General features: G+C 61.1%; 2 protein-coding genes. Both read left to right on the top strand.

Translation table 11 applies throughout. The features are described 5' to 3' along the window. The coding region (locus tag AC1DRJ_RS25920) for an ACT domain-containing protein (protein WP_477804667.1) at positions 1-628 on the top strand (628 nt) is incomplete at its 5' end. Positions 629-856: 228 nt separating this feature from the next. Beyond that, on the top strand, positions 857-1,931 hold a 1,075-nt coding region (dapC, locus tag AC1DRJ_RS25915), incomplete at its 3' end, for a succinyldiaminopimelate transaminase (protein WP_477804666.1).

Below are 1,931 nucleotides of genomic sequence, written 5' to 3'. Positions count from 1 at the left end.
GATCAAGGAAACCACTCAGCGGGAGTTCGAGGGCGGCACGCAGATCTTTATTTATGCACCGGACCAGCACGATTTTTTCGCCGTGACCGTGGCCGCGATGGACCAGCTCAACCTGAACATTCACGACGCCCGAGTCATCACCTCCAGTAGCCAGTTCACCCTCGACACCTACATCGTGCTCGACACTGACGGCGACTCGATTGGCGACAACCCGGCGCGGGTCAAACAGATCCGAGACGGCCTGACCGAAGCCCTGCGCAACCCGGCCGACTACCCGACCATCATCCAGCGCCGGGTGCCACGCCAGCTCAAGCATTTCGCCTTTGCGCCACAGGTGACGATCCACAACGATGCCCAGCGTCCGGTGACCGTACTGGAACTCACGGCTCCTGACCGTCCGGGGCTGTTGGCGCGCATTGGCACGATTTTCCTGGAGTTCGACCTGTCGCTGCAAAACGCCAAGATCGCCACGCTGGGCGAGCGGGTGGAGGACGTGTTCTTCATTACCGACGCCAACAACCAGCAGCTGTCCGACCCGATGCTTTGCAGCCGCTTGCAGGATGCAATCGTTGAACAGCTGAGCGTCGGTCACGAGCCCGATATCAAATTGTCACGCCTGAGTATCTGAATTAACCAACTTCCCTGTGGGAGCGAGCTTTTGTGGTGAGGGGGCTTGTCGGAACGCCGTACCGCCCCGTCCGACGGCGAAGCAGTCGTAAAATCATTGCATGCGGTGCACCTGGCACATCGCGGCCAGTGGATTTTTTGGGGCCGCTTCTCTGCCCAACGGGGGCAAGCCCCCTCGCCACAACAAGCCCTGCACCACAATAGTCCTCACACATTGAACGAGGCCCCCATGAATAACGCCCTGAACCAGTTGCAGCCTTACCCGTTCGAGAAGCTCCGCGCCCTGCTCGGCAGCGTCACGCCAAACCCGGCCAAACGCCCTATCGCGCTGTCCATCGGCGAGCCGAAGCACCGCTCGCCGAGCTTCGTGGCTGAAGCCCTGGCCAGCAATCTGGATCAGATGGCGGTGTACCCGACCACCCTCGGTATCCCGGCGCTGCGTGAAGCCATCGCCGCCTGGTGCGAACGCCGTTTCAGCGTTCCGAACGGCTGGCTTGACCCGGCGCGCAACGTGCTGCCGGTCAATGGTACCCGTGAAGCGCTGTTCGCTTTCACCCAGACCGTGGTCAACCGTGGCGACGATGCCTTGGTGGTCAGCCCGAACCCGTTCTATCAAATCTACGAAGGCGCGGCATTTCTCGCCGGCGCCAAGCCGCACTACCTGCCATGCCTGGACGAAAACGGCTTCAACCCGGATTTCGATGCAGTCTCGCCGGACATCTGGAAACGCTGCCAGATCCTGTTCCTGTGCTCACCGGGCAATCCGACTGGCGCACTGATCCCGGTCGACACCCTGAAGAAGCTGATCGCCCTGGCTGACGAATACGACTTCGTGATCGCCGCCGACGAGTGTTACAGCGAGTTGTATTTCGACGAGCAAACCCCGCCGGCCGGCCTGCTCAGCGCCTGCGTGGAATTGGGTCGCAAAGACTTCAAGCGTTGCGTGGTGTTCCACAGCCTGTCCAAGCGCTCCAACCTGCCCGGCCTGCGCTCGGGTTTCGTGGCTGGCGACGCTGACATTCTCAAGGGCTTCCTGCTGTACCGCACCTACCACGGTTGCGCGATGCCGGTTCAGACCCAACTGGCCAGCGTTGCCGCGTGGAATGACGAAGTGCATGTGCGCGCCAACCGCGTGCTGTACCGCGAGAAATACGATGCCGTACTGAAAATCCTCGGTCCGGTGATGGACGTGCAGCGTCCGGACGGCGGGTTTTACCTGTGGCCCAATGTTGACGGCGATGATGAAGCGTTCTGCCGTGATTTGTTTGTTGAGGAACACGTGACGGTGGTGCCGGGTTCTTACT

Source organism: Pseudomonas sp. P5_B2, from assembly GCF_056400445.1.
This window is presented reverse-complemented; position numbering and strand designations above follow the sequence as displayed.